The organism is Escherichia sp. MOD1-EC6300, assembly GCF_002965045.1.
GTDB classification, from domain to species: Bacteria; Pseudomonadota; Gammaproteobacteria; order Enterobacterales; family Enterobacteriaceae; genus Escherichia; species Escherichia coli_F.
This window is the reverse complement of the sequence record NZ_PTRH01000081.1, coordinates 1-281: the sequence shown is the minus strand read 5'-3', so window position 1 is coordinate 281 and position 281 is coordinate 1. Positions and strand designations below refer to the sequence as shown.

The 281-nt window shown below is 56.2% G+C and carries 2 tRNA genes; both read left to right on the top strand.

Features of this window, described 5'->3' with window-relative positions:
• Positions 1-78: 78 nt before the first annotated feature.
• A tRNA-Lys gene (locus tag BGE37_RS24920) sits at positions 79-154 on the top strand.
• A gap of 50 nt (positions 155-204) precedes the next feature.
• Positions 205-280 (top strand) — tRNA-Val (locus BGE37_RS24915).
• Position 281 lies beyond the last annotated feature (1 nt).

Sequence of the window (281 nt, the reverse complement as noted above, 5' to 3'; positions counted from 1 at the left end):
GTGATTAGCTCAGCTGGGAGAGCACCTCCCTTACAAGGAGGGGGTCGGCGGTTCGATCCCGTCATCACCCACCACTTCGGGTCGTTAGCTCAGTTGGTAGAGCAGTTGACTTTTAATCAATTGGTCGCAGGTTCGAATCCTGCACGACCCACCACTAATGCGGTGGGTTCGGTGGAAGTAGTTTGTAGTATCCAGCGCAGTATCGGGTGATTAGCTCAGCTGGGAGAGCACCTCCCTTACAAGGAGGGGGTCGGCGGTTCGATCCCGTCATCACCCACCAC